15 protein-coding genes are annotated in these 17,910 nt (G+C 64.7%); 11 read left to right on the plus strand and 4 right to left on the minus strand.

The annotated features are described in order from the left end of the window. Positions 1-94: 94 nt before the first annotated feature. The 11 genes from QU663_RS05155 (at position 95) to QU663_RS05205 (ending at position 13,213) form a co-directional block, all read left to right on the plus strand. Positions 95-1,789 (plus strand): CTP synthase, encoded by a 1,695-nt coding sequence (locus QU663_RS05155; protein ID WP_021611003.1) that lies wholly within the window; start codon positions 95-97, stop codon positions 1,787-1,789. A gap of 8 nt (positions 1,790-1,797) precedes the next feature. Beyond that, positions 1,798-2,442 carry an NUDIX domain-containing protein gene (locus QU663_RS05160; protein ID WP_034480404.1) on the plus strand — a complete coding sequence of 215 codons (645 nt, stop codon included), beginning with the start codon at positions 1,798-1,800 and terminating at the stop codon, positions 2,440-2,442. A 155-nt stretch (positions 2,443-2,597) separates the two neighbouring features. Beyond that, entirely contained in the window at positions 2,598-3,293 is a 696-nt protein-coding gene (locus QU663_RS05165) for a metalloregulator ArsR/SmtB family transcription factor (RefSeq protein ID WP_009056222.1), read from the plus strand. A gap of 32 nt (positions 3,294-3,325) precedes the next feature. Beyond that, positions 3,326-4,771: a Fe-S cluster assembly protein SufB gene (sufB, locus tag QU663_RS05170; protein WP_009056178.1), complete on the plus strand. Its 1,446-nt coding sequence runs from the start codon at positions 3,326-3,328 to the stop codon at positions 4,769-4,771. Then, a complete protein-coding gene (sufD, locus tag QU663_RS05175) occupies positions 4,771-5,961 on the plus strand; it encodes a Fe-S cluster assembly protein SufD (RefSeq protein ID WP_009056185.1) in 1,191 nt (396 codons plus the stop codon). The genes sufB and sufD overlap by 1 nt, the downstream gene beginning before the upstream one ends. A 16-nt stretch (positions 5,962-5,977) precedes the next feature. Beyond that, entirely contained in the window at positions 5,978-6,730 is a 753-nt protein-coding gene (gene sufC, locus QU663_RS05180) for a Fe-S cluster assembly ATPase SufC (RefSeq protein ID WP_009056224.1), read from the plus strand. Between the two features lie 5 nt (positions 6,731-6,735). Further along, on the plus strand, positions 6,736-8,013 hold the full coding sequence (locus tag QU663_RS05185; protein WP_021611006.1) for a SufS family cysteine desulfurase: 1,278 nt from the start codon (positions 6,736-6,738) through the stop codon (positions 8,011-8,013). A gap of 39 nt (positions 8,014-8,052) precedes the next feature. After that, entirely contained in the window at positions 8,053-8,529 is a 477-nt protein-coding gene (gene sufU, locus QU663_RS05190; RefSeq protein WP_021611007.1) for a Fe-S cluster assembly sulfur transfer protein SufU, read from the plus strand. A gap of 10 nt (positions 8,530-8,539) precedes the next feature. After that, a complete protein-coding gene (locus QU663_RS05195) occupies positions 8,540-8,974 on the plus strand; it encodes a metal-sulfur cluster assembly factor (RefSeq protein ID WP_034480405.1) in 435 nt (144 codons plus the stop codon). Between the two features lie 178 nt (positions 8,975-9,152). Then, the gene (locus tag QU663_RS05200) at positions 9,153-12,440 is read left to right on the plus strand and encodes a helicase-related protein (protein ID WP_021611010.1); all 3,288 of its coding nucleotides are present in this window, start codon (positions 9,153-9,155) and stop codon (positions 12,438-12,440) included. Further along, positions 12,437-13,213 (plus strand): DUF4391 domain-containing protein, encoded by a 777-nt coding sequence (locus QU663_RS05205; protein ID WP_232210904.1) that lies wholly within the window; start codon positions 12,437-12,439, stop codon positions 13,211-13,213. The genes QU663_RS05200 and QU663_RS05205 overlap by 4 nt, the downstream gene beginning before the upstream one ends. Positions 13,214-13,220: 7 nt before the next feature. Here the strand turns inward: QU663_RS05205 and QU663_RS05210 are convergent, their stop codons facing one another. From QU663_RS05210 to QU663_RS05225, 4 genes are read right to left on the minus strand one after another with little or no spacing between them, the layout of a single operon-like run. Next, a complete protein-coding gene (locus QU663_RS05210) occupies positions 13,221-14,906 on the minus strand; it encodes an AMP-binding protein (protein ID WP_021611012.1) in 1,686 nt (561 codons plus the stop codon). A 52-nt stretch (positions 14,907-14,958) separates the two neighbouring features. Next, positions 14,959-15,855 (minus strand): neutral zinc metallopeptidase, encoded by an 897-nt coding sequence (locus tag QU663_RS05215; protein WP_021611013.1) that lies wholly within the window; start codon positions 15,853-15,855, stop codon positions 14,959-14,961. A 15-nt stretch (positions 15,856-15,870) separates the two neighbouring features. Then, positions 15,871-17,196, minus strand: a complete 1,326-nt coding sequence (tgt, locus tag QU663_RS05220; protein ID WP_021611014.1) for a tRNA guanosine(34) transglycosylase Tgt — start codon at positions 17,194-17,196, stop codon at positions 15,871-15,873. Next, entirely contained in the window at positions 17,193-17,882 is a 690-nt protein-coding gene (locus tag QU663_RS05225; protein ID WP_021611015.1) for a queuosine precursor transporter, read from the minus strand. Before QU663_RS05225 ends, tgt begins: the two co-directional genes overlap by 4 nt. Between the last annotated feature and the right edge of the window lie 28 nt (positions 17,883-17,910).

Genomic DNA, 17,910 nt, shown 5'->3' on the forward strand with positions numbered 1-17,910 from the left:
CGATGTGCCTCGTCGGCCCCCGCTGATCTGCAGAGATAGCGGGGGCCGAGTCATAGGTGGAGTGTTAAGCTGGAGTTCCATGGTGAGTACTTCAATGCGCGCGGTGCGCGCGGAACATTCCATGACCAAGCACATTTTTGTGACGGGTGGTGTCGTTTCCTCCTTGGGCAAGGGCCTGACCGCCTCCAGCTTGGGCAGACTCCTTCGATCGCGGGGACTGCATGTGGTCATGCAGAAGCTCGATCCCTACATCAACGTCGATCCCGGCACGATGAACCCCTTCCAGCATGGCGAGGTGTTCGTGACGGAGGACGGCGCGGAGACTGATCTGGATATCGGCCACTACGAGCGCTTCCTCGACGTGAATCTGTCGGGCGCCGCTAATGCGACGACCGGCCAGGTGTATTCCACGGTGATCGCCAAGGAGCGCCGCGGCGAATACCTGGGCGACACGGTTCAGGTCATCCCTCATATCACCGACGAGATTAAGAACGTCATGCGTCGCCAGGCTCAGCCCGATGAGAATGGTGACCGTCCGGACGTCATCATCACGGAAATCGGCGGCACTGTCGGCGACATCGAATCCCAGCCGTTCTTGGAGGCGGCCCGTCAGGTGCGCCACGACCTCGGCCGCTCGAACGTTGCCTTCGTGCACGTGTCGCTTATTCCTTTCCTGCCCGCGGCGGGCGAGTTGAAGACAAAGCCGACGCAGCACTCCGTCAGCGCACTGCGATCGATTGGCATCGCACCTGACGCACTGGTGCTGCGCACCGATCGCGCGCTGCCTGAGGGCATTAAGTCGAAGGTGGCCCTCATGTGCGATGTCGACCCCGACGCGGTCATCGAGTGCGCCGACGTCGCCTCCATCTACAACGTGCCGCTGACGCTGTATCGCGAGGGCCTCGACGCCTACCTGGTCCAGCGCCTCGGATTGTCCTTCCGCGACGTCGACTGGAAGGAATGGAAGGAGCTCCTGGAGCGCGTGCATTCTCCCAAGCGCCGCGTTGAGGTTGCCCTGGTCGGCAAGTACATCGACCTGCACGACGCGTATCTGTCGGTGTCTGAGGCGATCAAGCACGGCGGCTTCGCACACAACGCTCGCGTTGACATCCGCTGGGTCGCGTCGGACACGTGCGAGACGCCCGAAGGCGCTGCCCGCGAGCTCGCCGGCGTCGACGCGATCGTTGTCCCCGGAGGCTTCGGCATCCGTGGCATTGAGGGAAAGCTCGGCGCGCTGCGCTGGGCGCGTGAGCATCGTGTTCCGACGCTGGGGCTGTGCCTGGGCCTGCAGTGCATGGTGATTGAGGCCGCCCGTCATCTCGCTGGCATCGCCGGGGCGTCGTCGACCGAAATGGATCCGGACACGACCGAGCCCGTCATCCATACGATGGCCGACCAACACGAGTTCGTCGACGGCAGCGGTGACATGGGCGGAACGATGCGACTCGGCGCATACCCCGCGGCTCTCGTCCCGAATTCGATTGTTGCCACCACCTATGGCGCGACGGAGGTCAGTGAGCGGCACCGCCACCGTTACGAGGTCAACAATGCCTACCGCGACCGCCTCGAACAGGTGGGTTTGAAGGTGTCCGGAACCTCTCCGGATGGCTCGCTCGTTGAGTTCGTCGAGCTTGATTCGGCGCTGCACCCCTATTATGTTGCAACACAGGCGCACCCGGAGTTCAAGAGCCGTCCGACGCGCCCGCACCCGCTGTTCGCGGGGCTGATCGCAGCCGCGTTGAAGCGTCACGTGGGACGTTACTCATCGCGCGTGGATGAGAAGGAATGAGAGACGACATGCATTTTCTGTTGAGCGAGCAGGTCCGCGCGATCGCGGATCAGCCAAGCCCGCACACGGTTGCGTCGAGCGAGGTCGTGTGGAGCGGGCGGATCGTTGACATGGTGGAGGACCGTGTGGTGGTCGTCGAGGGCGAGGAACCTGTCGTGCGCCAGTACACGCGCCACCCCGGTGCCGTCGCCGTCGTCGTCATGCGCGGCGAGGAGGGGGCCGAGGAGATCCTGCTTGAGCGCCAGTACCGCCACCCCGTCAATGCGTCGCTGTGGGAGATTCCCGCGGGTCTGCTGGACATCCCGGGGGAGGATCCCCTTGTTGCCGCCGAGCGTGAGCTTGCCGAGGAGGCGGATTTGGCGGCCCGACGCTGGGACGTGCTCGTGGACTTCTTTACCTCGCCCGGTGGTTCGACGGAGCCCCTGCGCGTCTTCCTGGCCCGTGACCTCGAAGCGACCGGCACGTCTTTTGAGCGTGAGGACGAGGAAGCGACGATGGAATACGCGTGGGTGGCGCTGTCCACGGCGCTCGAGTGGGTGCTGGCCGGGCGCCTGCACAACCCGTCGACGGTCATCGGCATCCTCTCGGCACACGCGGCACGAGGCCGTGGCTGGGAGGGGCTGAGGGAGCCAGGTGCTCCCTGGCTTCGCTGATTGCCCGGTAATAGGCCGTAAGTCCCTCGACATGTGGGTCGTGTAACACTCCGACACGCTTTTCGCAACGCCTCTTTATCCAAATTAGCGTAGACTTCTTTCCAGAGAAAAGCACGGATTGGGGCGCGCGAGATGCGTGTCGGAGCGGAGGACAGGTGGCTGAAGAAGTAGACGCCACAACCCGTCAGCAGGTGCTCGATCTCATTGTCGAAAAAGGACCTGTGACGGCATCGGCGATTGCCAAGGTCCTGGGCTTGACGACGGCGGCCGTGCGTCGCCACATCACGCTCCTCCTCGACTCCAAGGAGATCGCCGAACACGAGCCGAGTGCCCCCTCCAAGCGGGGACGTGGACGCCCCGCCCGGCACTATGTGGCCACCGAGCGGGCGCACGTCCACCTTGCCGACGGGTATTCCGACCTTGCCACCAAGGCCCTGGGGTACCTCGGACAAGTCGGCGGAGAAGAGGCCGTCGAATCCTTCGCGGCCGCGCGCTCGCGCGAGATCGAGCGTCGCTACGCGCCCATCGTGCGAGATGCGGGAACGGATCCCAGGGTCCGAGCCCAGGCGCTGGCCGACGCGCTCACGCAGGACGGATACGCCGCGACCGTCCGCGACATCGGGGGAGGCACGCTGGCTGTTCAGCTGTGCCAGGGACACTGCCCGATCCAGAACGTGGCGGGGGACTTCCCCCAGCTGTGCGACGCCGAGACAATTGCCTTCGGCAAGCTGCTCGACGTGCACGTCCAGAGACTTTCCACGCTCGCAGGCGGGGGACACGTGTGTACCACCCACATACCGGTGGGCATGCCGATCATCCGCCCCGGCGCGAGGAACGTGCGACGCAAGTAGCACACGGTTAAGAACGAGAGGTTGACACAACTATGACGCAGGCACCCGCCTCGGGCGCTGACGACCGTCGTATGACCGATGACGAGATCATCGAGTCCATCGGCGGTTACGAATACGGTTGGCACGATTCCGACGACTATTCGAAGGACGTCCCCACCGGAATTAATGAAGAGATCGTCCGTTTTATCTCGGATGTTAAAGACGAACCGCAGTGGATGAGGGAACGTCGCCTGAAGGCCCTGGAGCTGTTCGAGCGCAAGCCCATGCCGGCCTGGGGTCCCGACCTGTCCCACGTGGACTTCGACGCCTTTAAGTACTATGTGCGTCCCACGGACCGTCAGGTCAACGACTGGGAGGACCTCCCTGAGGAAATCCGCGACACCTACGATCGTCTCGGTATTCCGGAGGCGGAGAAGGCCCGCCTGGTCTCCGGCGTCGCCGCCCAGTATGAGTCCGAGGTCGTCTACCAGCAGATCCAGGAAGACCTGGAGCGCCAGGGCGTCATCTTCACCGACACCGACACGGGCCTGCGCGAGTACCCCGAGATCTTCGAGGAGTACTTCGGCAAGTGCGTGCCCGCCGGCGACAACAAGTTTTCGGCTCTGAACACGGCCGCGTGGTCGGGTGGCTCCTTCGTGTACGTCCCCAAGGGCGTGCACGTGACGATCCCGCTGCAGGCATACTTCCGTATCAACACCTCCGCGATGGGCCAGTTCGAGCGAACGCTCATCATCGCCGACGAGGGCTCCTACGTGCACTACGTCGAGGGCTGCACCGCGCCGATCTACGACGAGAACTCGCTGCACTCGGGCGTCATTGAGATCTTCGTGAAGAAGGATGCTCGCGTTCGCTACACGACGATCCAGAACTGGTCGACGAACGTCCTGAACCTGGTGACCCAGCGTGCCATCGTCGAAGAGGGTGGCACCATGGAGTGGGTCGACGGCAACATGGGTGCCGCAATCACCATGAAGTACCCCGCCTGCTTCCTGATGGGCGAGCACGCCCGCGGCGAGACGCTGTCCATCGGCTTTGCCGGCCCCGGCCAGCAGCAGGACACGGGCGCCAAGATGGTGCACATGGCGCCCCACACCTCGTCCTCCATCGTGTCGAAGTCCGTCTCGCGCGGCGGCGGCCGCACGTCCTACCGCGGCCTCGTCCAGGTCAACGCGCGCGCCCGCCACTCCAAGTCGAACGTGCTGTGCGACGCCCTGCTCGTCGACAAGATCTCGCGCACCGACACGTACCCCTACGTGGACGTGCGCACGGACGACGTCGAGATGGGCCACGAGGCCACCGTGACCAAGGTGAGCGCCGATCAGCTCTTCTACCTCATGAGCCGCGGCCTGGACGAGAACGAGGCCATGGCCACGATCGTGCGCGGCTTCGTCGAGCCGATCGCCAAGGAGCTGCCCATGGAATACGCCCTCGAGCTCAACCGCCTCATTGAACTGCAGATGGAAGGATCCGTCGGCTGATGACGACCCCCAACACTATTGTCGACACCATGAACAAGGCCCACTCGCACGGGGCACACGCCGAGAAGGCGCACCCCTCGCGCGCGGACCGCCCGACCTCGTTCAACCTGGACGACATCGCTGTGCCCCACGGACGTGAGGAAGACTGGCGTTTCACCCCGATGCGTCGCATCGAGCGCCTCTTCGAGCCCGCCAACTACGACGCGGGCGACGCGGCCGTGGCCGTCGAGGCCCCCGCCCCCGTTTCTGTCGAGACCGTCGCGCGCGATGACAAGAGGCTGGGCACCGTCCTGGCTCCCGGCGACCGCACCGCGGTCGTGGCCTGGAACGGCTTCGAGCAGGCCACCGTCATCGAGATCCCGGCCGAGGCCGAGCTTGACGCCCCGGTGCGCATCAACGTCGCAGACGTCGAGGGCACCCGTGCCCAGCACATCGTCATCCGCGCGGCCGCCTTCTCCAAGGCCACCGTGATCCTCTCGCACACCGGCTCCGCCCAAGCCGCCCTCAACCAGACCGTCGAGGTCGAGACCGGCGACAGCGCCGACCTGACCGTCGTGTCGCTGCAGGAATGGGACGACACCGTCCTGCACGCCTCGAACCAGCGCCTGGCCCTGGGCCGCGACTCCAAGCTCACGCACATCGTCGTCACCTTCGGCGGCGACCTTGTGCGCCTGTGCGCGGACACCGACTTCCGTGGCCCCGGCGCCGAGCTGACCATGCTGGGTATCTACTTCGTGGACGGCGGCCAGCACCTCGAGCACCGCGTCTTCGTGGACCACTCCCAGCCCAAGTGCTTCTCGCGCGTCACCTACAAGGGTGCCCTGCAGGGCAAGGACGCGCACTCGGTGTGGATCGGCGACTGCCTGATCCGCGAGGCCGCCGACGGGACGGACACCTACGAGCTGAACCGCAACCTGGTGCTCACCGAGGGCGCCAAGGCCGACTCGGTTCCCAACCTCGAGATTGAAAACGGCGAGATCGAGGGCGCCGGACACGCCTCCGCGACCGGTCGCTTCGACGACGAGCAGCTCTTCTACCTGATGAGCCGCGGCGTCCCCGAGGCCGAGGCCCGCCGCCTCGTCGTGCGCGGCTTCTTTGCCGAACTCATCAATCAGATTGGCGTCCCCGAGGTGGTCGATCATCTCATGGCAACCGTCGAGGCCGAGCTGGCCAAGTCCCGTAACAACTGAGCTGTAAGGAATACACATGTCGACTCTTCGCATTAAGGATCTGCACGTCTCCGTCGAGACCTCCGAGGGCCCCAAGGAGATCCTCAAGGGCGTCAACCTCACGATCAACTCCGGCGAAATCCATGCCATCATGGGCCCCAACGGCTCCGGTAAGTCCACCATGGCCTACGCGCTGGCCGGTCACCCCGACTACGAGATCACCTCGGGCGAGGCCTGGCTCGATGATCAGCTCATCACCGAGATGAGCGTCGACGAGCGCGCCAAGGCGGGCCTGTTCCTGGCCATGCAGTACCCCGTCGAGGTCGCGGGCGTGTCCGTGTCGAACTTCCTGCGCACCGCTAAGACCGCCATTGACGGTCAGGCTCCCGCCCTGCGTTCGTGGGTCAAGGACATGAAGACCTCTATGGAGAACCTGCGCATGGACCCCGACTTCGCCGAGCGTGACGTCAACGTCGGCTTCTCCGGCGGTGAGAAGAAGCGCCTCGAGATCCTCCAGATGGAGCTCCTCAAGCCCTCGTTCGCCGTCCTCGACGAGACCGACTCCGGCCTCGACGTCGACGCGCTGCGCATCGTCTCCGAGGGCGTCAACCGCGTCCACGGCGAGACAGGCTGCGGCGTCATGCTCATCACGCACTACACCCGCATCCTGCGCTACATCAAGCCGAGTCACGTTCACGTGTTCGTTGACGGTCACGTCGCCGCCCAGGGTGGCCCCGAGCTGGCCGACGAGCTTGAGGAAAACGGCTACGACAAGTACCTGGGACTCTGATACCTGTGCCCACGGATTTCACTGCCGCCGAGCTCGACGCGATCCGATCGGACTTCCCGATCCTGGGCCGCGTCGGGCGCGGCGGCGCGCCCATTGCGTACCTCGACGCGTCAGCGACCTCGCAAAAGCCCGAGGCCGTCATCGACGCCGAGGCTACCTTCTACCGACGCTCCAACGGTGCGGTCCACAGGGGTACGCACCTGCTGGGTGACGAGGCGACCGACGCCTTCGAGAGCGCGAGGGGCACCCTGGCCTCGTTCGTGGGCGCGCGCCCGGACGAGATCGTGTGGACGAAGAACGCCACCGAGGCCATCAACCTGGTCGCCCTGTCGATGGGCAACGCATCCCAGGGCATGGGCGGGGCACTGGCCGCGCCCATGCGCGTGGGGCCCGGCGACCGCATCGTGTGCACACGGGCCGAGCACCACGCGAACATCGTTCCGTGGCAGCAGCTGTGCGAGCGCACGGGGGCCGAGCTCGCCTGGCTCGACCTGACCCCGGACGGGCGCATCGACCTCGATACCCTCTCGGTCATCACCCCGAACACGAGGCTCGTCGCTGTCACGCACGTCTCCAACGTGACGGGTGCCGTCTCACCGGTCGCCGCGATCACCGCTGCTGCACGCGCGGTGGGGGCGCTCATCCTGCTGGACACCTGCCAGTCGAGCGCTCACATGCCCCTCGACCTGTCCGCCCTTGACGTGGACTTCGCGGTGTTCTCCTCCCACAAGATGCTCGGTCCGACAGGCGCGGGCGCCCTGTGGGGTCGGCGTTCGCTGCTTGAGGCGATGCCCCCCGTCCTGACCGGCGGCTCCATGATCGAGTGGGTGACCATGGAGGGGTCCACCTTCATGGCGCCACCCGAACGCTTCGAGGCAGGCTCTCAGCCCGTCGCGCAGATCGCCGCATGGTCCGAGGCGCTGCGCTACATGTCGGCTCTCGACATGACCCGCGTCGAGGCCCACGAGCACACGCTCACGCGCCTTATGCTGGAGGGTATCTCCTCGATCGAGGGCATCACGGTCCTGGGACCCAACACGGACGTCGACCGCATCGGCGTCGTGGCTTTCGCCGTTGACGGCGTGCACCCCCACGACGTCGGTCAGTTCATGGACTCGGTGGACGTCGCCGTGCGCGTCGGGCACCATTGCGCCATCCCGTTGCACACCTTCTTCCAGGTGCGTTCGTCGGCGCGAGCCTCGGTGGCGCCCACGACCACGCCGGAAGAGATCGAGCGTCTAGTGGATGGCCTGTCGAAGGTGCGAGCCTTCTTCGGCCGGTAGAATCGTTCACAGCCCTCGAAGCAGTTTGGAAAGGTAGCTATGGGTAGTCTCGACCAGTTGTATCAGCAGGTGATCTTGGATCATGCGCGCGAAAAGCACGGCGAGGGCGATCCTGCGGGGATGGACGCAACCTCCCACCAGGTGAACCCGACCTGCGGCGACGAGGTGACCCTCGGAGTCACGATGGATGGGCAGACACTCGCTTCCGTACAGTGGGACGGCGACGGCTGCTCGATCTCGCGCGCGTCCCTGTCCATGATGACGGACCTGACCCAGGGCAAGAGCACCGAGGAGATCGGCCGCCTGTACCGGGACATGGAAGTCATGATGCACTCGCGCAACCTGGGCGTCGACGACGAGATCCTCGACGAGCTCGGTGATGCGGCCGCCCTGGAGTCCACGTCCCAGTTCGCCAACCGCGTCAAGTGCGCGCTGCTGGGCTGGTACGCCCTGCGCGACGCGATGGCCAAGTCCGGTATCGACATTTCCAATGCGGGCGAGCCCGCCGAGCAGTAAAGGATCCGCAATGAGTAACCCGATGGCTCAGTCCGAGCCCGTCGAGCAGCGCTTCGGTGCGCCGGCCTCGAACGAGGCCGAGCAGGCGCCTACCCCCACCCGCCAGATCGACGGAACAGACGTCGTCGAGCAGGGGAGCCTGGCCGCCGACAACGTGCTGGAGGCCCTCAAGGATGTCATCGACCCCGAGCTGGGCATCAACATCGTTGACCTTGGTCTCGTGTATGGCGTCGTCATCGGCCCCGAGAATCAGGTGCGCCTCGACATGACGCTGACGTCGGCCGCCTGCCCGCTGACCGACGTGATCGAGCGTCAGGCCCAGACGATCCTGTCGGGCGTGACCGACGAGGTGCAGATCAACTGGGTGTGGATGCCGCCGTGGGGCCCCGACCGCATCACGCCGGACGGGCGCGAGCAACTGCGCGCGATCGGCTTCAACGTCTGAGCTCCCCGAGTTCACAGCTGTCCCCGGAACTTCACGGTTCCGGGGACACTCGTATGCGGCGCGCTGTCACTGTCGCCGCCTCCCGGCGCTCCTGTGCGAGCAGCACCGGTGTCGCTCGTGCCCTTCGTCATGCTGTTCCGGTAACCTAGTGTGAGTCACGGCATGAAGGAGAGGAACAATGCCCATAGAGATGCTCGACAACACCGAGGGCAAACGCTTGGGAGACTCCCTGCGGGCCGTCCTCGACGACGAGGCGAAACTGTCGTTCATCAGCGCGCACGTCAGCTTGTTCGCCTTTGGAGAGTTACGGGAAGAACTTGAACGCTTGGATTCCGTGCGCGTGCTGTTCAACGAACCAACCTTTATATCGGACATGAAAGGGCTCGCCGATGCTCCGGAGTTCGAGCTCACGCGACGTGCGCAGTGCGAGAGAGAAAGAGCGCTCACTGACTCGGCCCTGGAACTGTCGTTGCACAACAAGCTCAACCAGCGCGCTCTCGCGCGGGCGTGTGCATCCTGGCTGAGGGAGAAGGTTACGCTGCGCTCCGTGCGGCGCGAGCACATGCTCCAGCATCCGCCGACCTACGTCATCGAAGGCTCTGGCGCGAGTCCCCATTTGTTTTGGGGACAGGGCGCCACCTTCACCCTGGAGGGACTGGGAGTTGAACGCCGCCCGGACACGCTGACGATGATCACCCATTGTGCGGGGGATGAGGCCAAGGCACAGGTCGAATTCCTCATGGCGCAATTTGAGTCCGTGTGGGCCGACGACGCTAAGACCTGCGACGTCACCGAGCAGATCGCTTCGAAGATCGAGGCGCTGTACACTGACAATTCCCCCGAGTTCATCTATTTCCTGACCCTCTACCACATCTTCCGGCGTTTCCTCCAGGAGAACCAGGACCACAATCCGCGTGAAGACACCGGCTTTTTCGAGTCGGTGATCTGGGGCAAGCTGTACGATTTCCAGAAGGACGCCGTCATTGGGGCGATTCGTAAGTTGGAAAAGTACAACGGTTGCATCATCGCCGACAGCGTCGGCCTGGGCAAGACGTTCGAAGCACTCGCCGTCATCAAGTACTACCAGCAGCTCAACAAGAACGTCCTGGTCCTGTGCCCCAAGCGCCTGCGTGAGAACTGGACGCTATGGACGCAGGCGAGTGATGAACGTAACCCGCTGGCGAAGGACCGATTCGCCTACAAGGTGCTGAACCACACGGACCTGTCGCGCCGCCGTGGGAAGAGCGGGGACACCGACCTGGAACACCTGCAGTGGGGGACATTCGATCTGGTGGTCATCGACGAGAGCCACAACTTCCGCAACAGGAGCGCGACAGCGGCGAGCACGAATCGTTACACGCGGCTGATGAACGAGGTGATCCGGGCCAACGGACGCACGAAGGTGCTCATGCTGTCGGCGACCCCGATCAACAATCGCCTCACCGACCTGCGTAACCAAATCGAGCTCATCACGGAGGGGCGCGATGACTACCTCGAGAAGACCGACGGCATCACGTCCATTGACTCGGTGATGCGGCTGGCACAAAAACGCTTCAATCTGTGGTGTTCTCAGGCACATGGACGTCACACGACCCAGAGCTTCGCCGAGTACGTTAACGCTGACTATTTCCGGCTTCTCGATGCGCTGACAATTGCGCGTAGCCGAAAGCACATAGCGAAATACTACGGCACGCAGACGGGCTCGTTCCCCGCCCGCCTCGCTCCACGCAACGTCCAGGTGCCCATCGACGAACGCGGCGAGCTGCCTCCTATCGGGGCGCTATACGACATGATCAGCGACCTGACGTTCGCCCAGTATCAGCTTCTGTCTTATGTGCGCGAGGACGCTCGGCCGACCTACGAGGCCAACTACCGCGAGGGCTTCGGCAACGACTTCGGCAGTGAATTGCATCGGACAAACGCGGTTGCCGTGCTCATGCGTGTCAACCTCCTCAAACGCATGGAGTCCTCCGTGAGCGCCTTCCGTTCGACGCTGGGCCGCGTGCGTAGCTCCTGCGCCGACATCCTGGATCGACTCGCGGCGCTTGACGCGCGCGATATCAACGATGCTCTCGCTTGCGTCGACGCGCTCTACGGGACCGAGGGGCTCGATGACGGCCTCGATGACCGCGATGCCGAAATATTCGAGATCGGGGCCCAGATTCGCGTCGACCTGCGCGACGTGGATCGCGGCGCTTTGTCCGCGGACCTGTCACGCGACATCGAGATCCTCGACGAGCTCATCGGTTACGCCCGCGAGGTGACCCCCGATCGGGATGCCAAGCTCGGCGCGTTGAGGACACTGATCGCGGAGAAGACCGGAGCTGGACAGATCAATCCGGGTAACAGAAAAATACTCATTTTCAGCGCCTTCGCTGACACCGCGACCTACCTGTACGACCAGTTGGCGCCGGAACTGCTCCGGACCCATGGCCTGACGTGCGCCCAGGTGACGGGCACCCGCAACCGCGTCGCTGGGAAGCGGCGGGCGAGCGGTGGCTTCGAGGATATCCTCGGCCGTTTCTCGCCGCGTTCGAAGGAAACCATTGGACGTGCGCAGCGGGAGGGCGAGATCGATATTGTTGTCGCAACGGATTGCATTTCGGAGGGGCAGAACCTCCAGGACTGCGATTGCGTGATCAATTACGACGTGCACTGGAACCCGGTGCGCATCGTGCAGCGCTTTGGCCGCGTCGACCGCCTGGGTTCGACGAATAAGCACATTCAGATGGTGACCTTCTGGCCGGACGTCGACCTGGAGTCCTACATCAAGCTTGAGTCGCGTGTGAAGGCACGCATGGCTCTGGGCGATGCGAGCGCCTCCGGTGAGGAGAATCTGCTCACCCCCTCGGAGGACATGAACGACCTGGAGTATCGCTCGGATCAGTTGCGTGCCCTGCGCAGCGAGACCCTCGACCTCGAAGACATGCGGCGAGGAATGTCGATCACTGATTTTGCGTTGGACGATTACCGGATCGAGCTGGAGCGCTACATGAACGCGAACCCGGGCGTGTTGGAAGGCGCAGCGACGGGCTTGCACGCGGTCGTGTCAATCCCGGACGACCTGCGCGCTCAGGTGAGTCCGGGAGTGGTTTTCTGCCTTCAACAGCGTGACGGCACCCATGATGCCAACCGTGCACACGCCCCGCTCTCTCTGATTTACGTGCCGCGGGACGCGACGGGCGCACCGACACTGTCCCATCCAACGTGTTCCCTGGACCTGCTCAGGCGGCTGTGCGAGGGACACCGTGAGCCACTGGAAGCCCTGTGCGCGCAATTCGATCGAGCGACACGTGATGGTGAGGACATGAGCGAGTACACGGCTTTGCTGAGCCAGGGAGTCGCAGCGGCGATCAGGCAGGGAGAAGAGGCAACCCTCGAATCGCTGTTCACACCCGGAGCGATTGCCCAGGGGGCCTCGTCAGAAGCTGACTTCTCACTGGTAAGCTTTGTGGTGCTCCTGTGAGTTCCATCGATTGGGTGTCGACACTGGCCATGCCGCCTTGCGTCCGCCGCTTCGAGCGCACGATTCCTGTCCACGTGCTGGCGCGCGAGGCGGATCTGACGCGCACGCAGCGCGAGGGTCTGGGCAAGATTGAGGCGCTGACTCTTCTGGGAGTCGCACAGGAGATCACGACGAGCATTCCCGCCACTCCAGCGACGGATCGTCGTATCGACGCGGTCTTGTTCGTGCGGGCCTCCCTCGGCAACACGCGGGCGCTCGAGTCAACTGCCACCGTGGTGCACGCCTGCTTCCCGCATCCATCGGTCCTGATCCTGGAGAACGCCCGTGGCGACGTCTGCCTGTCGGCAGCGCTCACGTCGCGTCGCAAGCGTGCGACAGGGTTCGCCGTCAACGCCATGGAGGCGGACAGTGACATCGGTTCGTGGCGGCGGACCGAGCAGGGGAAGGCGTTCCTGTCCTCGTTGGCTTTCGAGACCCTTGATCAGCGTTCGCTGGCTCATCTGACCCAGGACATCATGGCCAGAATCCGTTTGGCTCGCGTCGCTCGTCTTGTTGGCTTCTATCCGGATCCGGGTCTATGCCGGAGCCCGGATGTGGTGGCTGTGATCGAGCGTTTGCTTGAGTGTCAGGGCAGGCAGGATCGACTGCGCGCCCGGTGGAAGGCACACGGGACCACGCAGCGTGAACGCCTGCGGCTACGAATTCCTCTCAGCGAGGCGATCGACCAGACGAAGGCAGCGGTCGATGAGCTGACGCGACGTTGCGGCCGTTGACGTGCGCCTAGCGCCCGAGCTTCTCGCGCACAACCTGAGCGACCTTGCGGCGCAGGATTTTACCCATCTGGTTGCGGGGAAGCTCCGCGATGAAGACGATCTGGCGAGGCAGGGCGTAGTGGGCGATTGACTTTTCCGCCCACTCGCGCACCTGCTCCAGGGTGAGGCGCGCGGCGCCCTCCTCCAGGATGATCGCCGCAGTGACCTCCTCGGTGGCATCGGAGACGGGCACTCCGACGACGGCGACGTCAGCGACCCCGGGCAGCGACCTGATTGCGTCCTCAACCTGGGAGGGATAGACATTGAAACCGCCGGAGAGGATCAGTTCCTTCTTACGGTCGGCCATGGAGATGTAGCCGTCGTGGTTGACGCCAACATCCCCGGTTTTGAACCATCCTTCCGAGGTAAACACGCGCGCGCTCTCCTCGGGAGCGTCAAGGTAGCCCTCGAAGACCTGCGGACCCCGCACGATGATCTCGCCGGGCTGGCCGTCCTCGACGTCACGCGTATCGTCCTCCAGGGAGACCAGGCGCAGCTGTGTGGAGGGGAAGGGAACGCCGAGCACGCCGTGTCGGCGCCGGTCGGATAGGGGAGCGCCGGTGAGGACGGGCGCCGTCTCGGAAAGCCCGTATCCCTCGACGATGAGACCGCCCGTGGTGGCCTCCCAGTCTGCGGCGAGCGCCGTCGACAGGGGCATCGCGCCCGCGACCGAGTAGCGGATCGACGAGATGTCGGTACCGGTCTGCTTCGCGCGCGCGAGGATGCGCTCGAACATGGGAGGGACGCCCACGAAGAAGGACACCGGGCGGCGCTTGTGCGCGTCGAGGGCCATCTGGACGTCGAACTTGGGCAGCAGTACCTGGGTAGCAGCCTTGCGAACGGCAGCGCACAGGAAGAAGGTCATGCCAAAGGCGTGGAAGTAGGGCAGCAAAGAGAAGAATGTTTCGGCGCCCTCATGCAGTTTCCACACCCAGAACATGCACTGATTGACGTTGACGCCGATGTTCGCGTGGGTCAGGGGAGCCGACTTGGGAACCCCGTTCGTGCCCGAGGTGTGCAAGATGACGGCGCGGTCGTGCGGGCCGGGCAGCGGATGGGAGGCGTCAATGGGCCGCGCCGAGGCCGTGGCGCGGTCCCACGACACGCAGGCCGCGGGCACGGCGCCGCGCAGCTGAGCGCGCATCTGGCGCGCGCGAGGCACCGGCAGCTTCAGGAGGAAACGCTGGGAGGCGGGCATCGCGACAGAAATATCGACCGTCAAGACCGTGTCGAGCGCATCGAGGGGATAGGCGTCGACGCACTTTTCCCACACGATCGCGACCCGACCGCCGTGACGCGCCAGCTGCCCGGCTATTTCTTGCGCGGGAGCGAGGGGATTGTGCTGGGCCGCGACCGCCCCGATGCGCATGCAGGCGTAGAAGGCCACGAAAGCCTGCGGGCAGTTCGGCAGCGCGATGGCCACCGTATCACCCGCGCGTACCCCGGCCTCGTGCAGGACGCGTGCGGCGCGCAGCACCTGCTCGCGCACCTGCGCGTAGGTGGTCGTGGCCCCGAAATAGTCCAACGCCACGCGATCGGGGTACAGGCGCGCGGCCGTGTCGAGGAGCTCGTACAGGGAAGCCTCGGGCACGGGTACTTCGTAGGGCACCGCGTCGTAGAAGTCGTGTGCCTGCTCGACGATACTCCGTGTCATGACGTCCTCCTGTGATCGACCTCAACAATTGTAGCGACCGGCACGGGCGCGCTCACACGCGAGAGGCGCTCCAGGTGTCGCACGTCGCAATATCGCCGGAGTCCAGCCCCTTCTGGAGCCAGGTCGCGCGCTGTGTGGCGCTGCCGTGCGTCCACGACTCGGGGTTCGTCGTGCCCTGGTACTTGCTCTGGAGTCGGTCGTCGCCGATGGCCTCGGCGGTCTGCAGGGCGCCCATCACCTGGTCGGCGGTGGGCGTGCGCAGGTAGGGCGTGCCCGTCGTCGGATCCGGGGTGGTGGAGGCCCAGTGCATCCACACACCCGCGTAGCAGTCCGCCTGCAGCTCGGAGCGCACACCCGCCCCCTGTTCGCCCGTCTCTCGCGTGTCGTAGGTGCGGAACACGCCCTGCAGGTTCTGGATGTGGTGGCCCCACTCGTGGGCGACGACGTACTCCTGCGCCAGCTCGGAGTCGGACGCGCCGTACTGGGAGACCATGTCCTCGAAGAAGCCGAGGTCGAGGTACACCGTCGAGTCACCCGGGCAGTAGAAGGGACCGACGGCGCTCGTCGCGGACCCGCACGCCGTGGACACGGAACCCGTGAACACCTGGAAGTCGGGCAGCTCGTAGCCAACGCCCGTGTTCTGCTGTGCCAGCTGTGTCTTCCACACCTCGTCCAGGGACTGGGCGGTGGCCACCATGCGGCACTCCACGCGCGCGTTCGCGTCCGCGCCCGTGCGGCACGTCGAGACATCAACCGTGGAGCCGGACGAGGACGATGTCGACGACGGGGAGGAGATGAGACTCGTCAGGTCGATGCCCGTGACATAGGAGAAACCCAGGATCAGCAGGACGCCCAGGAGCGAGCCTCCGCCAACGCCGACGGCCTTACGGCCAGCGCCCGAGGTGCCCACGCGCGTGGGGTCCAGGTGGATGTTGTCGTTGAAACTCATTGATACTCCAGATCGTCAGGGGCGTCGACCGGCCAGGTAGCGGCCGAGCATGTCTGAACGGAACTCCTCGAAGCACCCGTCCTCGATGGAGGCGCGGATGGCGTCCACGAGGCGCAGCGTGAACCACTCGTTGTGGATCGTGGCCAGCGTCGAGGACAGGATTTCCTTCGCCTTGAAGAGGTGATGGACGTAGGCGCGCGTGTAGTGCGTGCAGGTGTAGCACTCACAGCCCTCGACGAGCGGCGTGAAGTCGCGCTTGAAGCGCGCGTTCGTGATGTTGAAACGGCCGTCGGGCGTATAGATCGCCGCGTTGCGTGCGACGCGCGAGGGATTCACGCAGTCGAAAGTATCGGCTCCGGCCGCGACGCCGGCGAAGAGGTCCTCGGGCTCGGAGATCCCCAGGAGATGGCGGGGGCGGTCCTCGCCGAGCTCCTCGCACACCCAAGACACGATTGTGCCGAGGTTCTCCTTTTCGAGGGCGCCGCCCACACCGAAACCGTCGAAGCGCTGCCCGTCGGCCTCCATATCGGCCATCGTGCGAGCGGCCCGGCGGCGCAGGTCCTCCCACTGGGCACCCTGGATGACACCCCACAGCTGCTGGTAGGGCTTGCCTGCGCGTTCGCGCGTCAGCCGCCGGTGCTCGACCAGGCAGCGCCTCGCCCAAGCGTGCGTGCGCTCGAGCGAGGAGACCTGGTAGTCGCGCGGGTGCAGCAGGCTCGTCAGCTCGTCGAAGGCAAACATGATGTCGGCGCCCAGCTGATGCTGGATCCCCATCGACACCTCAGGATTGAAGCGGTGTTTCGTGCCATCGATGTGGCTGGAGAACACGACACCGTCATCGTCGACCACGGCGTTCGAGGCCTTGATCGCCTGCATCTGGACGGCCGGGTCGCTCGGATCGGCGTGGCCGGAAAACTCCTGCGAGAGGACCTTCTTAAAGCCAGCGCCCAGGGAGAGCACCTGGAAGCCGCCCGAGTCCGTGTAGGTTGGCCCCGCCCAGTTCATGAAGGACGCGAAGCCCCCGGCCTCGTCGACGATGTCGGAACCTGGCTGGAGATAGAGATGATAGGCGTTGGCCAGCACCGCCTGAGCGCCGAGCGATCGCACCATCTCCGGGGTGAGCGCCTTGACGTTCGCCTTGGTTCCCACGGGAATGAAGGCCGGTGTGGCAATGGTGCCGTGCGCTGTGTGAATAATGCCGGTCCGCCCCAGGCAGCGCTCGGCCTCCAGGCGCGCGCCGACCTCGAATCCGCGGTCGGGGCTGTGGGCTCCCGACGAGGCCGGGGCTGGGAAAGGCGCGACCTGTTCGGGGACGGGGGCGCCGAGCCAGTGAGCATTCATTGACCAAACACCTCGTCTTTCGCCAGGCCCTCGCTGCGGCGGATCGCCGCGATCACCGGGTAGGTCACGGGCAGGAGCACGACCTCGAGCAGCACCTTGTAGAAGTACCCGGTCACGGTGTAGTTAATGAGGTTACCCATCGACATCTCGCCGTAGAACAGGATCGTGCAAAACAGGATCGTGTCCGCGGCCTCGCCGACGATCGTCGAACCGATGAGGCGGGCCCACAGGTGCTTCGAGCCCCACTTCCGGCGAATCCACACGAGCACGTAGGAATTCAGCAGCTGACCCGCGAGGTACCCGACCAGGGACGCCAGCACCGCGCGCCACACGACGCCCAGAACTGCGGCGAAGGCGTCCTGGTTCTCGTAGTCGGGGGCCGGGGGCAGGTACTGGACGATGAAGAAGGTAAAGGAGGCCAGGAACGAGGCCACAAAACCCATGATGATGACCCGCCGCGCGCGAGCGAAACCATACACCTCGGACAGGACGTCGCCGATGATGTAGGTGAGCGGGAAGAGGATAGCGCCCCCATCGAAAATCAAATAGTGGGTGGAAGACCCCACCATGAAAGCCTTCGTCGCTGCGATATTCGAAATAAGCAGCAGCGCGACGAACGCGACCGAAATGATGTCGAGGGCGCGCGCGGGGCGCGCCGATCCAGACGGGACCGGGCTATCTGTCATGGGATGAAATCCTCACTTATGAGCACTG

This window comes from Schaalia sp. HMT-172, from assembly GCF_030644365.1.
GTDB lineage: Bacteria > Actinomycetota > Actinomycetes > Actinomycetales > Actinomycetaceae > Pauljensenia.

Bases quoted from the DNA above. Each gene is read 5' to 3' on its own strand.
- QU663_RS05155 (WP_021611003.1), top strand. From the start codon at position 95: ATGCGCGCGGTGCGCGCGGAACATTCCATGACCAAGCACATTTTTGTG.
- QU663_RS05160 (WP_034480404.1), top strand. From the start codon at position 1,798: ATGCATTTTCTGTTGAGCGAGCAGGTCCGCGCGATCGCGGATCAGCCA.
- sufB (WP_009056178.1), top strand. From the start codon at position 3,326: ATGACGCAGGCACCCGCCTCGGGCGCTGACGACCGTCGTATGACCGAT.
- sufD (WP_009056185.1), top strand. From the start codon at position 4,771: ATGACGACCCCCAACACTATTGTCGACACCATGAACAAGGCCCACTCG.
- sufC (WP_009056224.1), top strand. From the start codon at position 5,978: ATGTCGACTCTTCGCATTAAGGATCTGCACGTCTCCGTCGAGACCTCC.
- sufU (WP_021611007.1), top strand. From the start codon at position 8,053: ATGGGTAGTCTCGACCAGTTGTATCAGCAGGTGATCTTGGATCATGCG.
- QU663_RS05195 (WP_034480405.1), top strand. From the start codon at position 8,540: ATGAGTAACCCGATGGCTCAGTCCGAGCCCGTCGAGCAGCGCTTCGGT.
- QU663_RS05200 (WP_021611010.1), top strand. From the start codon at position 9,153: ATGCCCATAGAGATGCTCGACAACACCGAGGGCAAACGCTTGGGAGAC.
- QU663_RS05210 (WP_021611012.1), bottom strand. From the start codon at position 14,906: ATGACACGGAGTATCGTCGAGCAGGCACACGACTTCTACGACGCGGTG.
- QU663_RS05215 (WP_021611013.1), bottom strand. From the start codon at position 15,855: ATGAGTTTCAACGACAACATCCACCTGGACCCCACGCGCGTGGGCACC.
- tgt (WP_021611014.1), bottom strand. From the start codon at position 17,196: ATGAATGCTCACTGGCTCGGCGCCCCCGTCCCCGAACAGGTCGCGCCT.
- QU663_RS05225 (WP_021611015.1), bottom strand. From the start codon at position 17,882: ATGACAGATAGCCCGGTCCCGTCTGGATCGGCGCGCCCCGCGCGCGCC.